At 59.1% G+C, this 20,160-nt stretch carries 17 protein-coding genes and 1 rRNA gene (1 of these 18 running past the window's edge); 6 read left to right on the top strand and 12 right to left on the bottom strand.

Annotation, left to right across the window (positions count from 1 at the left end; genetic code table 11):
* Positions 1–307 precede the first annotated feature (307 nt).
* Complete coding sequence (locus tag ACZ9BB_RS20660) at positions 308–1,042, top strand: ArsR/SmtB family transcription factor (RefSeq protein ID WP_476215772.1); 735 nt, start codon at positions 308–310, stop codon at positions 1,040–1,042.
* A 136-nt stretch (positions 1,043–1,178) separates the two neighbouring features.
* Positions 1,179–2,561: an MFS transporter gene (locus ACZ9BB_RS20655; RefSeq protein WP_476215770.1), complete on the top strand. Its 1,383-nt coding sequence runs from the start codon at positions 1,179–1,181 to the stop codon at positions 2,559–2,561.
* 115 nt (positions 2,562–2,676) lie between these two features.
* Here the strand turns inward: ACZ9BB_RS20655 and ACZ9BB_RS20650 are convergent, their stop codons facing one another.
* The 6 genes from ACZ9BB_RS20650 to ACZ9BB_RS20625 form a co-directional block, all read right to left on the bottom strand.
* A complete protein-coding gene (locus ACZ9BB_RS20650) occupies positions 2,677–3,630 on the bottom strand; it encodes an adenosine deaminase (RefSeq protein WP_476215769.1) in 954 nt (317 codons plus the stop codon).
* An 81-nt stretch (positions 3,631–3,711) separates the two neighbouring features.
* Positions 3,712–4,677, bottom strand: coding sequence for a 2-oxoglutarate and iron-dependent oxygenase domain-containing protein (locus ACZ9BB_RS20645; RefSeq protein WP_476215767.1), 966 nt, complete (start codon positions 4,675–4,677; stop codon positions 3,712–3,714).
* A gap of 156 nt (positions 4,678–4,833) precedes the next feature.
* Positions 4,834–5,916, bottom strand: a complete 1,083-nt coding sequence (locus ACZ9BB_RS20640; protein WP_476215765.1) for a BMP family ABC transporter substrate-binding protein — start codon at positions 5,914–5,916, stop codon at positions 4,834–4,836.
* Between the two features lie 282 nt (positions 5,917–6,198).
* Complete coding sequence (locus tag ACZ9BB_RS20635; RefSeq protein ID WP_476215764.1) at positions 6,199–7,557, bottom strand: 8-oxoguanine deaminase; 1,359 nt, start codon at positions 7,555–7,557, stop codon at positions 6,199–6,201.
* Positions 7,558–7,739: 182 nt separating this feature from the next.
* Positions 7,740–8,426, bottom strand: a complete 687-nt coding sequence (locus ACZ9BB_RS20630) for an SDR family oxidoreductase (RefSeq protein WP_476215763.1) — start codon at positions 8,424–8,426, stop codon at positions 7,740–7,742.
* Between the two features lie 25 nt (positions 8,427–8,451).
* Positions 8,452–8,802, bottom strand: coding sequence for a MerR family transcriptional regulator (locus ACZ9BB_RS20625; protein ID WP_476215761.1), 351 nt, complete (start codon positions 8,800–8,802; stop codon positions 8,452–8,454).
* An 82-nt stretch (positions 8,803–8,884) separates the two neighbouring features.
* On the opposite strand from ACZ9BB_RS20625, the gene ACZ9BB_RS20620 reads away from it, so the two are divergent.
* Positions 8,885–9,307, top strand: coding sequence for a hypothetical protein (locus ACZ9BB_RS20620; RefSeq protein ID WP_476215759.1), 423 nt, complete (start codon positions 8,885–8,887; stop codon positions 9,305–9,307).
* An 84-nt stretch (positions 9,308–9,391) separates the two neighbouring features.
* On the opposite strand, the gene ACZ9BB_RS20615 is transcribed toward ACZ9BB_RS20620, so the two are convergent.
* The 6 genes from ACZ9BB_RS20615 to ACZ9BB_RS20590 all read right to left on the bottom strand — a co-directional run bounded on the left by ACZ9BB_RS20615 (position 9,392) and on the right by ACZ9BB_RS20590 (position 15,817).
* Positions 9,392–10,318: an ABC transporter permease gene (locus ACZ9BB_RS20615; protein ID WP_476215757.1), complete on the bottom strand. Its 927-nt coding sequence runs from the start codon at positions 10,316–10,318 to the stop codon at positions 9,392–9,394.
* The gene (locus ACZ9BB_RS20610) at positions 10,318–11,424 is read right to left on the bottom strand and encodes an ABC transporter permease (RefSeq protein WP_476215755.1); all 1,107 of its coding nucleotides are present in this window, start codon (positions 11,422–11,424) and stop codon (positions 10,318–10,320) included. The genes ACZ9BB_RS20615 and ACZ9BB_RS20610 overlap by 1 nt, the downstream gene beginning before the upstream one ends.
* Positions 11,425–11,435: 11 nt before the next feature.
* Positions 11,436–13,001, bottom strand: coding sequence for an ABC transporter ATP-binding protein (locus ACZ9BB_RS20605; protein ID WP_476215753.1), 1,566 nt, complete (start codon positions 12,999–13,001; stop codon positions 11,436–11,438).
* A gap of 532 nt (positions 13,002–13,533) precedes the next feature.
* Positions 13,534–14,115 carry an IMPACT family protein gene (locus ACZ9BB_RS20600; RefSeq protein ID WP_476215751.1) on the bottom strand — a complete coding sequence of 194 codons (582 nt, stop codon included), beginning with the start codon at positions 14,113–14,115 and terminating at the stop codon, positions 13,534–13,536.
* A gap of 7 nt (positions 14,116–14,122) precedes the next feature.
* Positions 14,123–14,773: a TetR/AcrR family transcriptional regulator gene (locus ACZ9BB_RS20595; protein WP_476215749.1), complete on the bottom strand. Its 651-nt coding sequence runs from the start codon at positions 14,771–14,773 to the stop codon at positions 14,123–14,125.
* A gap of 123 nt (positions 14,774–14,896) precedes the next feature.
* On the bottom strand, positions 14,897–15,817 hold the full coding sequence (locus ACZ9BB_RS20590) for a LysR family transcriptional regulator (protein WP_476215748.1): 921 nt from the start codon (positions 15,815–15,817) through the stop codon (positions 14,897–14,899).
* Positions 15,818–15,943: 126 nt separating this feature from the next.
* Here ACZ9BB_RS20590 and aptA point away from each other — a divergent pair, with 126 nt between their 5' ends.
* The 3 genes from aptA to ACZ9BB_RS20575 all read left to right on the top strand — a co-directional run.
* Positions 15,944–17,293: an omega-aminotransferase AptA gene (gene aptA / locus ACZ9BB_RS20585; RefSeq protein ID WP_476215747.1), complete on the top strand. Its 1,350-nt coding sequence runs from the start codon at positions 15,944–15,946 to the stop codon at positions 17,291–17,293.
* A 78-nt stretch (positions 17,294–17,371) separates the two neighbouring features.
* Entirely contained in the window at positions 17,372–18,865 is a 1,494-nt protein-coding gene (locus ACZ9BB_RS20580) for a CoA-acylating methylmalonate-semialdehyde dehydrogenase (protein ID WP_476215745.1), read from the top strand.
* Between the two features lie 636 nt (positions 18,866–19,501).
* Positions 19,502–20,160, top strand: a 16S ribosomal RNA gene (locus ACZ9BB_RS20575) (it continues 880 nt past the right edge of the window).

The raw sequence follows: 20,160 nt of genomic DNA, 5'->3' as shown, positions 1-20,160 counted from the left end.
AAATAGCGAAATTTCTGTCAGGAACTATCACCACCAATGGATTCCCAAGGGCAGGAACCAGCGGTTAACCCGCTTATACTAGCGCCCGCCTCATGTACGCACCGTCGACCTCGCATTGCGGGTTCGCGTTCGATTCGGTCAGGCCCCATGGTCATCATCGGACCTTCGCCGCACCCGCGAAGCAATGGCCAGGGTGAGTGGGTGTCTTTACCCGGTTTATGGCGGTTTTCGCGTTTTGGCCGACGACACATTACTGGTCAAGATGTCTCTGAGCAGTAGACGAAACGATTCAACAGGGAGTGAATACATGGAACATGCACCTTGCATCAGCCAGATCGCCACGTTGCTGGCTGACCCAAAGCGCAGCGCAATGATGTGGGCCTTGATGGACGGCTCGGCGCGGCAGACCGAGGAGTTGGCGTTGCTGGCGGGCCTGTCACCGTCTTCGGCCAGTGCGCATTTGGGGCGTTTGTCCGCCGGAGGTCTGTTGAAAGTCGAAATCCGTGGTCGCAAACGGTTTTTCCGGCTTGCCGCGCCCGAAGTCGGCGCCGCGATAGAAGCACTGGCCAGCGCCACCCTGGCCAGTGCGCCTCGGGACATCCCAGAGGTTTTCAAGCGCACGAACCCTATCGCCAAACCTAAGGCGGCGCCTTCATCACTGCTGCGAGCCAGGCTGTGCGACGACCATCTGGGCGGCACCCTGGCCGCCGACCTCTACCAGCGTCTTTTGGATTCGGGCTGGATCGAGCAGCTCGATCAGCGGGTCATGATCACTCATAAGGGCGCCACGCAATTGGCGACACGCGGCGTGTTCATCCAGGCGCTGGCTCATCGCAATAGCAGAGTCGCCTGTGCGTGTCCGGACTGGAGCGAAAGACGCCCGCACATGGGCGGCTCATTGGGCGCGGCGTTGTTGCAGCTGTTCATGCAGTCTGGCTGGTTGAGCCTGCCCAACGATTCGCGAGCCTTGCAGATCACGGCTGCGGGGCAACGTGAAATCCATCGTTTCGCCAAGGAAGCCGAGATGGAAATGGCGCTTTAGAGCCATTTAGGTGCGACGTCCGGGATCTTGTGTTTCAGGCGTCGTTCAGAGCTGTGGACAGGTCGTATCCAGCTATTACCCCCAGGCACTATCGCGCACACTCGATCCGGGGACTTTCGGATTGGGGGAATGTGGCATGGACACACGAAGCTTCAGCGCGGCAGAACGACTGGAACGGCTGCCCATCAGTGGTTATCACCGCATCATTTTCATCATCATTGCCCTGGCGTTTTTCTTCGACTCCATGGACCTGGCGATGATGACCTTCCTGCTTGGCTCGATCAAAACCGAGTTCGGCCTGAGTACGGCGCAGGCCGGGTTGCTGGCCAGTTCAAGTTTCTTCGGCATGGTCCTGGGTGCATCGCTGTCCGGCATGCTGGCCGACCGTTTCGGGCGCAAACCGGTGTTCCAGTGGAGCATTGTGTTATGGGGCATCGCCAGCTATCTGTGCTCCACGGCGCAGAATGTCGAAACGCTGACCCTGTTCCGAATTCTGTTGGGGATCGGCATGGGCATGGAGTTTCCGATTGCCCAGTCGATGCTGTCGGAGCTGATTCCGGCCAAGAGGCGTGGGCGTTACATCGCCTTGATGGACGGTTTTTGGCCGCTCGGCTTCGTCGCGGCCGGGGTGCTGTCGTACTTCCTGTTGCCGGTGATTGGCTGGCGCGACATTTTCCTGGTGTTGGCAGTGCCGGCGGTGTTTGTCCTGGCGATTCGTTTTTTCATTCCCGAGTCGCCGCGCTGGCTGGAACAGGCCGGGCGTCATGATGTGGCGGACACGGTTTTGCGCCGCATCGAAGAACGGGTTCGGGCTTCACTGGGACGTTCTGATCTGCCTGAGCCGATTCGTCTGCCACGGGTGGCGAGTCAACCGGGCAATTTCTTCTCTGCGTTGCGGGAAATCTGGTCGCCGCACTACCGGCAACGCACGATGATGATCTGGAGCGTGTGGTTCTTCGCTTTGCTGGGTTTCTATGGTCTGACGTCGTGGCTCAGTGCGTTGTTGCAACAGTCGGGTTTCGCCGTAACCCAGTCGGTGTATTACACGGTGCTGATTTCCCTCGGCGGGATTCCCGGTTTCCTCATGGCCGCCTGGCTGGTGGAGCGTTGGGGGCGTAAACCGGTGTGCGTCGTGACCATGCTCGGCGGCGGGGTGATGGCATTTCTTTATGGGCAGAGCGCGGTATTCGGCGGCAACGTCAGCCTATTGATCGCCTCGGGATTGCTGATGCAGTTCTTCCTGTTCGGCATGTGGGCGGTGCTCTACACCTACACCCCTGAGTTGTACCCGACATCGGCACGGGCCACCGGCTCGGGGTTCGCTTCGGCTATCGGCCGCGTGGGTTCACTGCTCGGACCATTGGTGACCGGGCTGGTGTTCCCGATGACCGGGCAGGGTGGCGTGTTTGCGCTGGGGGCGATGTGCTTTGCGATTGCGGCGGGGGTGGTGTGGATGTTCGGGATGGAGACCCGGGGTAAGACGTTGGAAGAGTTGAGTGAGCCGGTGATCGTCCGTTAATCACCGAACCTGTGGGAGCGGGCTTGCCCGCGATAGCGGATTGTCAGTCAACGTGATGTTGAAGCTGATGGCCTCATCGCGGGCAAGCCCGCTCCCACAGGTTATTTGGTGAACCTTAAGGTTTCACCAACCGCGCATCCAGGCTGTTCTGCGCCAGGCGCTTGGCCTGATCCTGGGTCATGCCCAGATCGGTATACAGCGCGTGGAAATTCTCGGTGACATACCCGCCGAAGTACGCCGGGTCATCGGAATTTACCGTGACCTTCACGCCGCGTTCGAGCATCTCGAGAATGTTGTGCTGGGACATGTGATCGAACACGCAGAGTTTGGTGTTCGACAACGGGCACACGGTCAGCGGGATCTGCTCGTCGATGATCCGCTGCATCAAGCGCTCGTCTTCGATGGCGCGCACGCCATGGTCGATGCGCTGGATTTTCAACAGGTCGAGGGCTTCCCAGATGTACTCGGGCGGGCCTTCTTCACCGGCGTGGGCCACGGTCAGGAAGCCTTCGCTGCGCGCACGATCGAATACCCGCTGGAACTTGCTCGGCGGGTGCCCCATCTCGGAGCTGTCCAGGCCCACGGCGACAAACGCATCGCGGAACGGCAGTGCCTGGTCGAGGGTTTTCTGCGCTTCGTCTTCGCTCAGGTGACGCAGGAAGCTGAGGATCAAACCGCTGGTGATACCCAGTTGCTGTTCGCCATCCTTCAACGCGGCGGCGATGCCGTTGAGCACCACTTCGAACGGGATGCCACGGTCGGTATGGGTTTGCGGGTCGAAGAACGGTTCGGTGTGAATCACGTTCTGTTCTTTACAGCGCAACAGGTAGGCCCAGGTCAGGTCGTAGAAATCCTGGGAGGTGCGCAACACATCGGCGCCCTGGTAATACAGGTCGAGAAACTCTTGCAGGTTATTGAAGGCGTAGGCCTTGCGCAGGGTGTCGACGTCGCTCCACGGCAGGGCGATCTTGTTGCGTTCGGCCAGGGCGAACAGCAACTCAGGCTCCAGCGAGCCTTCCAGGTGCAAGTGCAATTCTGCCTTGGGCAGAGCGTTCAGCCAGTCGTACATTTTTGAAATCTCATCAGGTGCAATGTGGGCATTCTACAGATGCCCGCAGAAACAATGAGCAAAACCTGACCAGCCGGTTCATTACACGGCTTGCGGTTCCCGCCGATAAGCGTAGGTGTCGGCGAAGCGCGATAGCAGGAACTCGGCGCAGGTGGTGGCCGGATACTTCGCCGGATGCCGTTCGTCCTGGCAACCGGGCAGGCATTCGATAGGCGTGTCGGGGTGCGGTTCGGCAAAGAACGGCATCGAGTAGCGATCCACCCCCAGCGGGCTGATCACTCGATGCGGCGTCGACAGGTAACGGTCGTTGCTCCAGCGAGCCATCATGTCGCCGAGGTTGACCACGAACGTGCCTTCGATCGGCGGCGCATCGATCCATTCGCCCCGCACATTGCGCACTTGCAGGCCACCGGCCGTGTCCTGGTAGAGCAGGGTGATGCAACCGTAATCGGTATGAGCGCCGGCGCCTTGCTGATCCAAGGAACTGGCAGTGTGGCGCGGCGGGTAATGAATCATCCGCAGCACGCTGACCGGTTCTTTGAAGCGGTTATCGAAAAAATCACGCTCGATATCCAGTGCCAAAGTCATGGCCCGCAGCAGGGTTTGCGCGAGTGCTTGCATGTCGACGTAATGTTGTTCCATCAGCGATTCCCAACCGGGCATCGACGGATGACGGTTGGGCCCGCGCAAGGGCTTTTCCGCCAGCACCTCGGGATGATCAGCCGGCAGGTGCAGGCCCATGTCGAAGGTTTCCTTCAGGTCACTGGGTTTGCTCGGGTCGAGTTGCTCGGTGGCGATGGCGCCATAGCCGCGATGGTGGCGAGTCTGGGTGATGTCGATCTTGAGCTTTTCGGTGGCGGGCAGGGCGAAGAAGCGTTGGGCGTGGTCGAGTACGGCATCAATACGCGACGGAGCAATCGGGTGGCCCTTGATATAGAAAAAGCCCCATTCGCGACAGGCTCGGTCGATTTGGATGGCGACCGATTGCCAGGCTTGATCGTCATCGCTGTAGAGCGGGTTGATGTCGATGATGGGAAGGCTGTTCATACGGCTGTCCTGAAGAGTACGCAGACTGGAAAACACTAGAAAACCCTGTGGGAGCGGGCTTGCCCGCGATGACGTCTGCACATCCAACATCTCTGTTGACTGAAAGTCCGCTATCGCGGGCAAGCCCGCTCCCACAGGGATTGGTGTCTGGCTAAATCACTTCGGCATCTCGGCCTTCATGCCTTCGACGTAGTAGTTCATCGACGCCAGTTGCGCATTGGTCGCGCTCACGCCCGCCGGGATTTTCTCGACGCCGGCCTGGTCCTTGATCGGGCCGGTGAACGGCTGCAGAGCCCCGCTCTTGATGTCGGCAATGATCTGTTCGGCTTCGGTTTTCACCGCGGCCGGCACCAGGTCGCTGATCGGCAGCTCAACCGTGCCTTCCTTCAGACCGCCCCAGTAATCCTGGGATTTCCACGTGTGATCGAGCACGCTTTGAGTCGCCTGAATGTAGTGCGGGCCCCAATCGTTGACGATAGACGTCAACACCGCTTTCGGCCCGAAATGCGCCATGTCCGACGCATAACCAACGGCATACACGCCGCGACGTTCGGCGGCCTGGATCGGCGCCGGGCTGTCGGTGTGCTGGAACACCACGTCCACGCCCTGATCGATCAGCGCATTGGCGGCGTCGGCTTCTTTGCCCGGGTCGAACCAGGAATTGACCCACACCACTTTGATCTCGGTGCCGGGGTTGTATTTGTTCAGGGCCAGTTGGATGGCGTTGATGTCGCGGATGACTTCCGGGATCGGGAATGAGGCGACATAGCCGATTTTCTTGGTCTTGGTCATCTTCGCCGCGAGGAAACCGCCGACGTAGCGGCCCTCGTAAGTGCGCGCCAGGTAAGTGCCGAGGTTCTTGTCCTGCTTGTAGCCGGTGGCGTGTTCGAAGGTCACTTTGGGAAATTGTTTGGCGACTTTCAAGGTCGGGTTCATGTAGCCAAAGGATGTGGTGAAAATCAGGTCGTACTTGTCCTTGGCCATGTTGCGAATCACCCGCTCGGCATCGGCACCCTCGGCGACGTTCTCCACGTAGTTGGTGGTGATCTGCTCGCCGAACTTCTCGGCCAGCGCCTTGCGTCCCTGTTCATGCTGATACGTCCAGCCGTGGTCACCGATCGGGCCGATATAGACGAAGCCGACTTTCAGCGGGTCGGCGGCACTGGCGGTCAGGCTGGCGCTCAGACCGATTGCTGCAGCGACAGCGCAGAGCAGCTTCTTCAACGGACGGTTATGCATGAACGGGAACTCCATTTTGTTGTGAGGTAGGTCAGGGCAATGCAAATTGCTGACCAACAAGACAACAAATGGATCGAAATCGCGTAACGACCATCGCGGGCAAGCCCGCTCCCACATGACCTGCGCAAATCCTGTGGGAGCGAGGCTTGCCCGCGAAGAGGCCCTGACGACCAGCACAGAACCATCCCGGTGCGCCCTCACCAATCCACGCCATCCACTGGTGCGGGCGCCTCACACAAAACTGTGGGAGCGAGCCTGCTCCCACATTTGTTTGGTGTTGTGTCAGGTGCCGGCGATCAACTGCCGAGCCGCCTGGCTGTGATCGGCAATCAACCCTTTCAGATCCAACCCCTCAACCTGCCCATCGATCACCCGCCACTTTCCGCCGACCATCACCCGGTCCGCCCGATCCGCGCCACACAGCAGCAATGCCGACACCGGATCATGGCTGCCGGAGAAGCGCAGTTCATCCAGTTTGAACAGCGCCAGATCCGCCTGCTTGCCCACCGCCAGTTCACCAATATCGCTGCGCCCGAGCAACTGCGCCGAGCCTTTGGTGGCCCAGCCCAATACGCGTTCTGGAGTGATCTTCTGCGCACCATAACGCAGGCGCTGGATGTACAGCGCCTGCCGGGTTTCGAGGATCATGTTCGACGCATCGTTGGACGCTGAACCGTCAACGCCCAGCCCCAGCAGCGCACCCGCAGCGGTCAGGTCCAGCGTTGGACAAATGCCCGAAGCCAGGCGCATGTTCGAACTCGGGCAATGGCAAATACCGGTGCCGGCCGCGCCGAGGCGGGCGATTTCGTCGGGGTTGAAATGAATGCCGTGGGCCAGCCAGGTGCGCGGGCCGAGCCAGCCGACGCTGTCGAGATAATCAACGGTGCGCAGGCCGAAACGCTGCAGGCAGAAGTCTTCTTCGTCGAGGGTTTCTGCCAGGTGCGTGTGCAGGCGCACGTCGAGTGTGTTTGCCAGTTCGGCGCTGGCGGACATGATCTGCGGGGTCACCGAAAACGGCGAGCAGGGCGCCAGGGCGATCTGGATCTGCGCCCCATCACCGCGCTCGTGGTACGCAGCAATCAAACGTTGGCTGTCGTCGAGGATCACTTCACCTTGCTGCACGGTTTGTTGCGGTGGCAGGCCGCCGTCTTTTTCGCCAAGGCTCATGGAACCGCGAGTGAGCATGGCGCGCATGCCCAGTTCGCGAACACTCTCGACCTGCACGTCGATCGCATTTTCCAGGCCTTCCGGAAACAGGTAATGGTGATCGGCCGCGGTGGTGCAACCGGACAGTAGCAACTCCGCCAACGCGACTTTGGTGGCGAGGGCAAGTTTTTCAGGGGTGAGACGAGCCCAGACCGGATAGAGGGTTTTCAGCCATGGGAACAACGGCTGATTGACCACCGGCGCCCAGGCGCGGGTCAGGGTTTGATAGAAGTGGTGATGGGTGTTGATCAGCCCCGGCAGGATCACATGTTCGCGGGCATCGAAGACTTGTCCACAGGGGGAGGACGGTTGCTGGCCGACGCCGAGCACTTCGACGATCAAACCGTCTTGCAGCACCAGACCGCCACGGGCATCGAGCGCGTTGGCCGTGAAAATGGCGAGGGGATTTTTTAACCAGGTACGGGTCGCAGGCATAGTGGCCGGCTCCTCTGAAAGTTGGGTTCAGGGTTGCCAGCTCAGTGTTGCCCTGTCTGCTGATCCAGGGTCGCCACGGGGGCGAGGTGCGGAGTTTCGAACAAAAAAGCTTCGCGGGCAAGCCATGCCCGACAAGACAATGCGAAACCCTGTGGGAGCCAGCTCCCACAGGGTGCGGGGGGTTACCAGGGAATAGTCTCACCCCTGTAGTTCACAAAATGATGCCCGCCCTTGCCGGCATACGCATTCACCTGATCGATCAAGCCGCGTGTGCTGGTGTCCACATCAATGTCGGCACCTTCGCCACCCATGTCTGTCTTCACCCAACCCGGGTGCAGCGACAGTACGGTGAGTTTCTGCTCGCCCAGTTGTGTGACGAAGCTGTTGGTCATGGAGTTCAGCGCCGCTTTGCTGGCCTTGTACAGCGCCAGCTCCGGCGCATCGGGCATGGTCACACTGCCCAGCACCGAACTCATGAACGCCAGTACACCACTGCCATCGCGAATCTGCCCGACGAAACGCTGGGCCAGATTGATCGGCGCCACGGCGTTGGTGAAGAACAATTGACCCACCTCGGCCAACGTCGCGCCACCCGGCGTCTGGACCTCCGGCCCCTTGACCCCGGCATTCACGACCAACAGGTCGAATACTTCGCCCTTGAGCTGTTGGCTAAGGGCAATGACCGCTTGCTGATCGTCCATGTCGAGTTTTTCGATCCGCACCTTGCCCAACGCCTGCAAGGCTTCGGCGCTCTGCGGGTTGCGCACGGTGGCGGTGACTTGCCAGCCGTCGGCCAGCAGGGTTTTCACCAGACCGAGGCCCAGGCCCCGGGAGGCGCCGATGATGAGTGCGGTTTTTGCCTTGGACATGAATGGCTTCCTTGATGGATGAAAATCACGGATTTAAAGGACAACGCTGGCCGAGCCGATGTTGCAGTTCCTGACGCAAGACATCGAGTTCGGCGATGCGGGTTTCAATCAGGTTCAGTTTGTCTTGCAGCAGTTGGGTAACAGCATTGGCCGGGTCAGGCGCCTGCCACAGCGCGGCGACATTGCTGCCGATTTCGCCAAGGGTAAAGCCCAGCCGCTGAGCCGTCTTGATGTACAGCACCAGCTGCACCATCTGCGCGGGATAGTCGCGATAACCATTGGCGCTACGTTGTGCGGCGATCAATCCGCGTTGCTCGTAAAAGCGCAACGTATCGCGGCTGACGGCGCTGGCCTGGGCTAATTCACCAATGCGCATCTTGATGTCTCGAGAGGGCTTGACCCTGGAGCATACTCCAGGCTTTAGCTTTGTTGCTCCCTGATTTTATGGAGCAAGACGGATGTGGACTTCAACGCAATATCGGCAATTGGTACGTGGCAGCGCGTGGTACGACCTGATCGTGACCGCTGCTTTCGTTACGCCGTGGAGTTTTGCAGCATTGCATGGCGTGTTGTCGAGCCTGAGTCAGACTTTCAACCTGTCTGGCGAGCTACCGCCGTTCGAGCCGATGCACATGCTGATGGCGAATCTGTTGGGCTCGATTGTGTGCGTGTGGGCCGTGCTGCGGATTCGTGATCCGCAGCCGGTGTTTGGGCGGTATGACGCGGTGGGCAGGTTTCTGTTTTCGGCTTGGCAGGCTTATGCCCTGTTCCATGGCGCAAGCGCGTTACTGGTGATTTTCCTGTGCTTTGAATTGGCGTGGGGCGTGGCGCAAGCGTTGCCTGTTGGGCAGCCATCGCGAGCAGGCTCACTCCCACAGTAGATTTGTGTTCATCACAAAATTCCGGCTCGACTCGGTCAACTGTGGGACCGAGCCTGCTCGGGATGAGGCCAGTGCAGGCGACCGTTAATGCCCTGCCTGCCACGGCTGCCCCAACGACACCGGCGCATACAACCGTGTGCGCACGGCATCCCGGGACAGCAGTACCAACACCACAATAGTCGCGACATACGGCAGCATCGCCAGCAGGCTCGATGGAATCGCCAGGCCCAACCCCTGCGCCACCAAATGCAGGATGCTGGCGAGACCGAACAGATACGCCCCAAGCAGCAATCGCCACACCCGCCAACTGGCAAATACCACCAGCGCCAAGGCAATCCAGCCGCGACCGGCGCTCATGTTTTCTGCCCACATCGGCGTGTAGGCCAGGGACAGATAAGCCCCGGCCAACCCCGCCATTGCCCCGCCGAACAACACCGCCAGCGTGCGTACGCGCAACACCGGCAAGCCCATGGCACTGGCGGCATCCGGGTTTTCGCCGACCGCCTGAATGATCAGGCCGATGCGACTTTTCAGAATCACCCAGGCCACCAGCACAAACAGGGCGAACGACAAATACACCAGCAGATCCTGCGCAAACAGCATCCGCCCGATCAGCGGAATTTCACTCAAGTACGGAATCGCCAGTGGCTCGAAACCCGCCAGTGGTTTCCCGACCCAGGCCGCGCCGACAAAGGTCGACAAGCCCACGCCGAAGATCGTCAACGCCAACCCGGTCGCTACCTGATTGGCGTTGAACACCAGCGCCACCAGGGCAAACAGCGACGACAGCAGCATACCGGCGAGCATTGCCAGCAATACGCCAAGCCAGAGGTTGCCGCTGTTCAGCGCGACGATAAAACCGATCACCGCCCCAAACAGCATCATGCCTTCCTGCCCCAGATTGAGGACGCCGCTCTTCTCGCAAATCAGCTCGCCCAGCGCCACCAGCAACAACGGCGTACCGCAACGGACCATGGCGTAGAAAATATTGCTCAGCAGATCGATATCCATCACAAGGCTCCTGCGTGTACGGCGGTGGTTGGTGCACGGCGAGCCCAGCGCAGGTTCAAACGTGGTCGGTAGAGAATCAGCACGTCACTGGCCAGCAGGAAAAACAGCATCATGCCCTGGAACAATTGAGTGATGGCTTGCGGCAGATTCATGCTCATCTGTGCGCTTTCGCCACCGATGTACAGCAGCGCCATCAACAGGCTGGAAAACACAATGCCGATGGGATTCAGTCGCCCGAGAAACGCCACGGTGATCGCCGCATAGCCGTAACCCGGCGAGACCTGCGGCACCAATTGGCCGATCGGCCCGGTGACTTCGCAAACCCCCGCCAGCCCCGCCAAACCGCCGCTGATCAACAACGCCAGCCAGATCAGCCGCTTCTCGCGAAAGCCGACGAAACCGGCGGCGCGCTTGTCCAGCCCAAGCACTTTGATCTGGAAGCCGACAAAGCTTTTCTGCAGCAATACCCACACCGCCACCAATACGAGCAAAGCGAAATAGACCCCCGCGTGCACCCGGCCGTCCTCCATCAACAACGGCAAACGACTGGCATCGCCGAACATCGCCGACTCAGGAAAGTTAAAACCCGCCGGATCTTTCAACGGTCCGTGGACGCAGAACAGCAGCAGGTTGAGCGCGATGTAATTGAGCATGATGCTGGTGAGGATTTCATTGGCATTGAAGCGTGTGCGCAACCATGCCGTCAGCCCGGCCCATGCGGCGCCGGCCAGGGTGCCGGTGAGCAGGATCAACACCAGCGCCCAGCGGCTTTGCCAGCCAATGATGTTCACTGCCAACGCGCTGCCAGCGAGGGCGCCGAGCAGCAACTGACCTTCGGCGCCGATGTTCCAGATTCGCGCCTGATACGCCACCGCCAGGCCCAATGCACAGAGCAGAATCGGCAACGCTTTGACCAACAGTTCGGAGATGCCATACAGGTCGCTGATCGGTGCAATCAGCAAGGTGTGCAAGGTCAGCAACGGATCGTGACCCAGCGCGATAAACAGCAATGAGCCACACCCCAGGGTCAACACGGCCGCCAGCAAAGGCGAGCACCACAACATCAGGCGCGATTGCTGGCCACGGGGTTCGAGAGAAAGCAGCATGTGAAACTCCGTTAAAGCGTTACGGGGGCAAGTGATTGAGGCGCGTCGAACTGGCCGGCCATCCAGCCACCGACATCAATCAGGCGGGTGTCGATGGTGGCTTGCAGTGCCGACAGCCGACCGCCGCACAGGGCGCCGAGGCGGTCGCTGATCTGGAACAGTTCGTCGAGGTCTTCGGAGATCACCAGAATCGCTGCGCCAGCGCCGCGCAGGGCAATCAACGCCCGGTGAATGGTCGCGGCGGCACCGACGTCCACGCCCCAGGTCGGGTGTGCGGCCACCAATAGCTTGGGCTGCTGAAGGATTTCCCGGCCGAGGATGAATTTCTGCAAATTGCCGCCGGACAGGCTGCGAGCCGGGGCCTGGGCATCGGGTGTCTTGACCCCGAAGCGGCGGATGATTTCTTCGGCCAGCGCTTCGACCTTGCCGCGCTGGATCAGCCCGTTGCTGACCAGCCCCTGTTGAAAGGCGCTGAGCAGGGCGTTGTCCGCCAGGCTGAGTTCCGGCACCGCACCATGGCCCAGACGCTCGGCAGGAACGAAGGCCAGGCCAAGTTTGCGTCGCACATCCGGCCGCAAATGGGCGACCGGTTGCCCGCCGAAACGGATCGTCGCGCTGTCATCAAGGGGCAACCGCTCTTCGCCACTGAGCAAGGCCAGCAACTCATCCTGACCATTGCCCGCCACCCCGGCGACACCGACGATTTCGCCGCTGCGCACCTCGAAGTCAATGTCTTTCAGGGAGCAGCCGAACGGGTCCGGGTTGTGCCAGGACAATCCTCTCACGTGCAAAAACGCATCAGCGCCAATCACCTTTGGATAGTCAATGATCAGCTCGGCGGCTTCTCCCACCATCAACTGCGCCAGTTGCCGGTCCGAGCACTCCGCCGGCACGCAATGCCCGGCGACCCGTCCGCCGCGCAACACCGTGGCGCTGTGGCACAACGCGCGCACTTCACCAAGCTTGTGGCTGATAAACAGAATGCTGCAGCCCTCGGCGGCCAGTCGGCGCAAAGTGACGAACAACTCGTCGGCCTCTTGCGGGGTCAACACCGAGGTGGGTTCATCGAGAATCAGCAGGCGGATGTCCTGCATCAGGCAACGAATGATTTCCACCCGTTGGCGTTCGCCGATGGACAGACTGTGGACCAGTCGCTCCGGTTCCAGCGCCATGCCATAGCGCTGGGACACCTCGCGAATTTTCGGTTCAAGCTGCTTCGGCGTACCCGCCGCAGCTCCCATCGCCAATGCGATGTTCTGCGCCACGCTCAGGGTTTCGAACAGCGAAAAATGCTGGAACACCATGCCGATCCCGAGGCTGCGGGCCTGGGCCGGATTGCGCATGGTCACGCGCTGGCCCTGCCAGATCACCTCCCCGGAGTCTGCGTGAGTGACGCCATAGATGATCTTCATCAGGGTACTTTTGCCCGCGCCGTTTTCGCCGAGCAGGGCGTGGATTTCACCGGGCGCGATGCTCAGGTCAATGGCATCGTTAGCCAGGCAACCGGGGTAACGTTTGCTGATTTTGCGCAATTGCAGGCGGGGTGTTTGATCGGGGATCGGCACGGGGTTGGACATGACAGGCTCAGGTCGACAGATGTGATACCTGTGGATAAAGCAATTTCCTGGCCATTGAGTCAGGAAAACGGCAAAACCTTGCCGGAATAGGCGTTGTGGAAGGTATCCTCGACATATTCAATTGCGAATCAGGCACCACTTGAGGGCAAGCCCTTTAATCAGGCTCCGATTTTGCGCGCGGTGAGTTGGTCAAAAAACGAGCAACAGCCTACAACCTATACCGGACATGGGGCTGCGCCAGCCATGAACGGGTTATCCACAGGTTGTTCCACAGTATTTGTGCGCAAGCCGACCGCATGGGAATAAGCACTGAGGGGCTTTCTTCTAACGGCGATAAACCGCTCTAACTGATTGTTTTTGTGTGGAATAAATCTTGTGGTTGGCGATTTGGACAAAAAGTGAGCAAAGCCCGCAAAGCCGCATGACAGAAGGGTTACAGGGGAATGTGCTCAGGTTATCCACAGCCGGGTGCACAGCAGATGTGGGCAAGTGCAAGGGATCGACGAAAGGGCGGTGAACAGTGTTGGTGCGATCAGTGCTGCAACAGAATGCGCCCGCGACTCAAATCCGCCAGCTGTGTTTGCAGGGTCTCTATCTGGCCGTCGCCGATCGCCAACTGCAGTTCCACGCCGTTGGCCGTAAAGGTTTCTTCCACCACCAAACCACCCAGTTCCGCCACCCGAAGCTTCACCAGCGCTAATTCACCAAATGCACAGGCACAACTGACGGGCACCCGACTGATCAACTCGACCTTCGGCGCCCCTTGCAGGCATTTGTTGGCACTGCCGCCATAGGCACGTGCAAGACCACCGGTGCCCAATTGAATGCCGCCATACCAGCGGATCACCAGCACTGCGACCTGATCGCAATCCTGCGCGTCGATCGCCGCGAGGATCGGCCTGCCGGCAGTGCCGCCCGGTTCGCCATCGTCACTGCTGCGGTATTGATCGCCGAGCTTCCAGGCCCAGCAATTGTGCGAGGCGTTCAAATCGCTGTGTTGTTCAATGAACGACTGGGCATCGGCTGCGCTGGTGATCGGCGCGGCGAGGGCGATGAAGCGGCTTTTGCGAATCTCTTCGCGGTATTCGCAAAAACCGCTGAGGGTAAAAGGCATAGGTGTCTTAAATAGCTGGCGTCAGGCCGCAGCCTTTGAGAATGATGCGGATCAGGTTGCTGCCGGCGTCTTCCATGTCTTGCTTGGTCAACCTGGTGCGCCCGGTGACGCGGCAGATCTGCGTGGCAAAGTCGGCGTAATGCTGGGTGCTGCCCCACAGCAGGAAAATCAGGTGCACCGGGTCGATCGGGTCCATTTTGCCGGCATCGATCCACGCCTGAAACACCGCGGCCCGGCCCTGGAACCAAGTGCGGTAGTCCTGGTTGAAATGCTCGGTCAGGCAATCACCGCCGCTGATGACCTCCATCGCGAAGACCCGCGAAGCCTGCGGCTGGCGTCGGGAGAATTCCATTTTTGCGCGAATGTATCGCGTCAATGCTTCTGCCGGATCGTCCTCGACGGTCAGGGTATTGAAGGTGCTGTCCCACAACTCGAGGATGTTACTCAGCACCGCCACGTACAAACCGAGTTTGTTGGTGAAGTAGTAATGCAGATTGGCTTTGGGCAACCCGGCTTTCTGCGCGATGGTGTTCATGCTGGTGCCTTTGAATCCGTGACGGGCGAACTCGTCTTCGGCGGCTTTGATGATGGTCTCTTCGTTCTTCTGACGAATGCGGCTGGCGGGCTTGCCGCCGTGGGCTGGGACTTCAAAGGTCATAGGCACTTCCGAACAGGTAGATGGGTGCAACCAGATGCGTTGATAGCGCACCCGCAGGTCTCAGACAAGTCCTGTTGCGATAAAACCTTGACCACCGCAATCCCTGCAGGAGTTTTCAGTTGTTCAACGCGTTGCGGCCAAACTCTCCAGAAAACTCTCCAGCACCAAATGAGGCCGACGGCCCTTGCGTGTGACCGATGCAAGGCTCAAGTCATAAAAACGTGCCTTGGGTTTCAGTGCCCGCAATCGGCCTTGTTGCACCCAGAGGCTGGCGTAATGATCCGGCAGGTAACCGATGTAGCGTCCGGTCAGGATCAGAAATGCCATGCCTTCGCGATCCGACGCACTGGCGGTGCAATTGAGTGCCTGGTAATGGGCCTGAATCTCGGCGGGCAAACGGAAGGTCGGGGCGATGGCGTCCTGGCTGTTGAGACGCTCATCGTTCAGTTGTTTGTCGTCGACATAGAACAACGGATGGCCGACCGCGCAATACAGCAGCGAGCGTTCGCTGTAGAGCGGCTGATATTCCAGCCCCGACAGCGCGCTGGCTTGCGGCACTACGCCGACATGCAAGCGACCGTCGAGCACGCCTTGTTCGACTTCATTGGGCGCGATCATGCGGATCTGGATCTGTACATCCGGACCACGCTCCTTCAACTGCGCCAGGGCGTGAGTAATGCGCATGTGGGGCAGGGTGACCAGGTTGTCGGTCAGGCCGATGGTCAATTCGCCGCGCAAGTGTCGGTGCAGGCCGTTGACCTCAGTGCGGAAACTTTCCAGCGCACTTAATAGCTGCAACGCCGATTGGTAGACCTCGCGACCCTCTTCGGTGAGGGAAAAACCGGCACGACCTCGCTGGCACAGACGCAGACCGAGGCGCTGCTCCAGATCGCTCATCTGCTGGCTGATGGCCGAGCGCCCGATACCCAATACCGATTCCGCGGCAGAAAAGCCGCCGCATTCCACCACGCTACGAAAAATCCGTAGCAGGCGGATATCAAAATCACTGACTTGCGCCAGCGGATCGGGGCGGCGGGTACTCATAGTTTAGTTCGGGACTGACTGAAGGTTAGAAAAGTTGGATTTCACCGACTTTATCCCCGTGGCAATTTAGCTGCAAGAACGCTTTTCATCTCCATGCCGCTTATTTTGCTCTGCGAGGTTTTGCTCATGAACGTGCCTGAAAACGCCCCGACTTCCCTGGCCAGCCAGCTAAAGCTCGATGCTCACTGGATGCCCTACACCGCGAACCGTAATTTCCAGCGCGACCCGCGACTGATCGTGGCTGCCGAAGGCAGTTGGCTGACAGACGACAAGGGCCGCAAAGTCTACGATTCGCTCTCGGGCCTGTGGACCTGTGGCGCCGGGCACACCCGCAAGGAAATCCAGGACGCGGTATCCAAGCAATTGGGCACCCTCGATTACTCGCCGGGCTTTCAATACGGTCATCCACTGTCGTTCCAGCTGGCCGAGAAAATCACCGACCTGACACCGGGCAATCTGAATCACGTGTTCTTCACCGACTCGGGTTCCGAGTGTGCTGACACGGCGGTGAAGATGGTGCGCGCTTACTGGCGCCTGAAAGGTCAGGCCACCAAAACCAAAATGATCGGCCGCGCCCGTGGCTACCACGGCGTGAACATCGCGGGCACCAGCCTCGGCGGCGTGAACGGCAACCGCAAACTGTTCGGTCAGGCGATGATGGATGTCGATCACCTGCCGCACACCTTGTTGGCGAGCAATGCTTTCACTCGTGGCATGCCGGAGCAGGGTGGTATCGCGCTGGCGGATGAATTGCTCAAGTTGATCGAACTGCACGATGCGTCGAACATTGCCGCTGTATTCGTCGAGCCATTGGCCGGTTCCGCTGGCGTGCTGGTTCCGCCGCAGGGTTACCTCAAACGTCTGCGTGAGATCTGCGATCAGCACAACATCCTGCTGGTATTCGACGAAGTGATCACCGGCTTCGGTCGCACCGGTTCAATGTTCGGCGCTGACAGTTTCGGCGTGACTCCGGACCTGATGTGCATTGCCAAGCAAGTCACCAACGGCGCGATCCCGATGGGCGCGGTGATTGCCAGCTCCGAGATCTACCAGACCTTCATGAACCAGGCGACGCCTGAGTACGCGGTGGAATTCCCGCACGGCTACACCTATTCCGCGCACCCGGTGGCTTGCGCCGCGGGCCTGGCGGCACTCGACCTGCTGCAAAAGGAAAACCTGGTGCAGAGCGTGGCAGAAGTTGCGCCGCATTTCGAAAACGCACTGCACGGTGTGAAGGGCAGCAAGAACGTCATCGACATTCGCAACTACGGGCTGGCCGGTGCGATCCAGATTGCGCCTCGCGACGGGGATGCCATCGTGCGTCCATTCGAAGCCGGCATGGCCCTGTGGAAAGCCGGGTTCTACGTGCGCTTTGGCGGCGACACCCTGCAGTTCGGCCCAACCTTCAACAGCAAACCGCAAGACCTTGATCGTCTGTTCGACGCGGTCGGCGAAGTGCTGAACAAGATCGACTGATTTTCCCTTCTATTCCCTCTAATAGAAAGAGAGGCGCCCTTTGACGGGCGCCTGTGGACAACTTTTCAGGAGCCCCGCATGAGTCTTATCCCCCATTTGATCAATGGCGAACTGGTGACCGAAGACGGTCGTACGGCCGACGTGTTCAATCCGTCTACCGGTCAGGTTATCCACAAGTTGCCATTGGCCAGCCGCGAAACCATTCAGAAAGCCATCGACTCGGCCAAGGCTGCGTTCCCGGCGTGGCGAAATACGCCGTCGGCCAAGCGCGCTCAGGTGATGTTCCGCTTCAAGCAACTGCTGGAGCAGAACGAAGCCCGCATCGCACAACTTATCAGTGAAGAACATGGCAAGACCCTGGAAGATGCTGCCGGTGAATTGAAGCGCGGGATCGAGAACGTCGAGTTCGCGTGCGCAGCACCGGAAATCCTCAAGGGTGAGTACAGCCGTAATGTCGGGCCGAACATCGATGCCTGGTCGGATTTCCAGCCATTGGGCGTGGTGGCCGGCATTACCCCGTTCAACTTCCCGGCCATGGTGCCGCTGTGGATGTATCCGTTGGCGATCGTCTGTGGCAACTGCTTTATCCTCAAGCCGTCCGAGCGCGATCCAAGCTCGACGCTGCTGATCGCTCAATTGTTACTGGAAGCTGGCCTGCCGAAAGGCGTGCTGAGTGTGGTGCATGGCGACAAGGCCGCAGTGGACGCGCTGATTGACGCGCCGGAAGTCAAAGCGTTGAGCTTCGTCGGTTCGACGCCGATTGCCGAATACATCTACGCCGAAGGCACCAAGCGCGGCAAACGCGTCCAGGCGTTGGGCGGTGCGAAGAACCATGCGGTATTGATGCCGGATGCAGATCTGGATAACGCCGTCAGCGCATTGATGGGCGCCGCTTACGGTTCGTGCGGTGAGCGCTGCATGGCGATTTCGGTGGCCGTGTGCGTTGGTGATCAGGTGGCGGACGCGTTGGTGGCCAAACTGGTGCCGCAGATCAAAGCGCTGAAAATCGGTGCCGGTACTTCCTGTGGCCTGGACATGGGGCCGCTGGTTTCCGGTCAGGCTCGGGATAAAGTCAGTGGCTATATAGAAGACGGCGTTTCTTCCGGCGCGACGTTGGTGGTCGATGGCCGTGGTCTGAGCGTGGCCGGTCATGAGGAAGGTTTCTTCCTGGGTGGTTGCCTGTTCGATAACGTCACGCCAGAGATGCGCATCTATAAAGAAGAGATCTTTGGGCCGGTGCTGTGTGTTGTCCGGGTCAATAGCCTGGAAGAGGCGATGCAACTGATCAACGATCACGAGTACGGCAACGGCACCTGCATCTTTACCCGTGATGGGGAAGCGGCGCGGTTGTTCTGCGATGAGATCGAAGTGGGGATGGTCGGCGTCAACGTACCGTTGCCGGTGCCAGTGGCGTATCACAGCTTTGGCGGCTGGAAGCGTTCGCTGTTCGGCGATCTGCATGCTTATGGTCCGGATGGCGTGCGGTTCTATACCCGTCGCAAGGCTATTACCCAGCGCTGGCCGCAACGGGCCAGCCATGAAGCTTCGCAATTCGCATTCCCTAGCTTGTAAATAGAAGGGCAGAAGGCCGACCTCCTGAGGTCGGCCTTTGTGTTTTCGGGCTGCTTTGACCTATATGACAGAAATGTGAAATTAGAGGTTGACGGCAGATTCTGTACGTCTATAATTCGCCCCACTTCCGGCGCAGTCGAAACGGAAAACTCCTTGGTAAACAAAGAGTTACGCAGTTTTCGACAGCGGTTACGCTTCATTTCATCGAAGCCCGAAGGAGTTGAAAGGGTGGTGTTGTTTGGCTCTTTTGACGGTTCGATCGTCTCGGTCGAAAGCGGTGAAAAAGAGGTGTTGACAGCAGCGACTAACGCTGTAGAATTCGCCTCCCGCTAACGAGAGATCGGAAGCGCAAGTGGTTGAAGTTGTTAAAGATTTCCAAGCGAAACTTTGAAAACTTCTGAAAATAACCACTTGACAGCAACAAGCGCTGCTGTAGAATGCGCGCCTCGGTTGAGACGAAAGTTCTTAACCAACCGCTCTTTAACAACTGAATCAAGCAATTCGTGTGGGTGCTTGTGGAGTCAGACTGATAGTCAACAAGATTATCAGCATCACAAGTTACTCCGCGAGAAATCAAAGATGTAACCAACGATTGCTGAGCCAAGTTTAGGGTTTCTTAAAAACCCAAAGATGTTTGAACTGAAGAGTTTGATCATGGCTCAGATTGAACGCTGGCGGCAGGCCTAACACATGCAAGTCGAGCGGCAGCACGGGTACTTGTACCTGGTGGCGAGCGGCGGACGGGTGAGTAATGCCTAGGAATCTGCCTGGTAGTGGGGGATAACGCTCGGAAACGGACGCTAATACCGCATACGTCCTACGGGAGAAAGCAGGGGACCTTCGGGCCTTGCGCTATCAGATGAGCCTAGGTCGGATTAGCTAGTTGGTGAGGTAATGGCTCACCAAGGCGACGATCCGTAACTGGTCTGAGAGGATGATCAGTCACACTGGAACTGAGACACGGTCCAGACTCCTACGGGAGGCAGCAGTGGGGAATATTGGACAATGGGCGAAAGCCTGATCCAGCCATGCCGCGTGTGTGAAGAAGGTCTTCGGATTGTAAAGCACTTTAAGTTGGGAGGAAGGGCAGTTACCTAATACGTAATTGTTTTGACGTTACCGACAGAATAAGCACCGGCTAACTCTGTGCCAGCAGCCGCGGTAATACAGAGGGTGCAAGCGTTAATCGGAATTACTGGGCGTAAAGCGCGCGTAGGTGGTTCGTTAAGTTGGATGTGAAATCCCCGGGCTCAACCTGGGAACTGCATTCAAAACTGTCGAGCTAGAGTATGGTA

This window comes from Pseudomonas sp. TE3552, from assembly GCF_056278945.1.
This window is presented reverse-complemented; position numbering and strand designations above follow the sequence as displayed.

Bases quoted from the DNA above. Each gene is read 5' to 3' on its own strand.
- ACZ9BB_RS20660 (WP_476215772.1), top strand. From the start codon at position 308: ATGGAACATGCACCTTGCATCAGCCAGATCGCCACGTTGCTGGCTGAC.
- ACZ9BB_RS20655 (WP_476215770.1), top strand. From the start codon at position 1,179: ATGGACACACGAAGCTTCAGCGCGGCAGAACGACTGGAACGGCTGCCC.
- ACZ9BB_RS20650 (WP_476215769.1), bottom strand. From the start codon at position 3,630: ATGTACGACTGGCTGAACGCTCTGCCCAAGGCAGAATTGCACTTGCAC.
- ACZ9BB_RS20645 (WP_476215767.1), bottom strand. From the start codon at position 4,677: ATGAACAGCCTTCCCATCATCGACATCAACCCGCTCTACAGCGATGAC.
- ACZ9BB_RS20640 (WP_476215765.1), bottom strand. From the start codon at position 5,916: ATGCATAACCGTCCGTTGAAGAAGCTGCTCTGCGCTGTCGCTGCAGCA.
- ACZ9BB_RS20635 (WP_476215764.1), bottom strand. From the start codon at position 7,557: ATGCCTGCGACCCGTACCTGGTTAAAAAATCCCCTCGCCATTTTCACG.
- ACZ9BB_RS20630 (WP_476215763.1), bottom strand. From the start codon at position 8,426: ATGTCCAAGGCAAAAACCGCACTCATCATCGGCGCCTCCCGGGGCCTG.
- ACZ9BB_RS20625 (WP_476215761.1), bottom strand. From the start codon at position 8,802: ATGCGCATTGGTGAATTAGCCCAGGCCAGCGCCGTCAGCCGCGATACG.
- ACZ9BB_RS20620 (WP_476215759.1), top strand. From the start codon at position 8,885: ATGTGGACTTCAACGCAATATCGGCAATTGGTACGTGGCAGCGCGTGG.
- ACZ9BB_RS20615 (WP_476215757.1), bottom strand. From the start codon at position 10,318: ATGGATATCGATCTGCTGAGCAATATTTTCTACGCCATGGTCCGTTGC.
- ACZ9BB_RS20610 (WP_476215755.1), bottom strand. From the start codon at position 11,424: ATGCTGCTTTCTCTCGAACCCCGTGGCCAGCAATCGCGCCTGATGTTG.
- ACZ9BB_RS20605 (WP_476215753.1), bottom strand. From the start codon at position 13,001: ATGTCCAACCCCGTGCCGATCCCCGATCAAACACCCCGCCTGCAATTG.
- ACZ9BB_RS20600 (WP_476215751.1), bottom strand. From the start codon at position 14,115: ATGCCTTTTACCCTCAGCGGTTTTTGCGAATACCGCGAAGAGATTCGC.
- ACZ9BB_RS20595 (WP_476215749.1), bottom strand. From the start codon at position 14,773: ATGACCTTTGAAGTCCCAGCCCACGGCGGCAAGCCCGCCAGCCGCATT.
- ACZ9BB_RS20590 (WP_476215748.1), bottom strand. From the start codon at position 15,817: ATGAGTACCCGCCGCCCCGATCCGCTGGCGCAAGTCAGTGATTTTGAT.
- aptA (WP_476215747.1), top strand. From the start codon at position 15,944: ATGAACGTGCCTGAAAACGCCCCGACTTCCCTGGCCAGCCAGCTAAAG.
- ACZ9BB_RS20580 (WP_476215745.1), top strand. From the start codon at position 17,372: ATGAGTCTTATCCCCCATTTGATCAATGGCGAACTGGTGACCGAAGAC.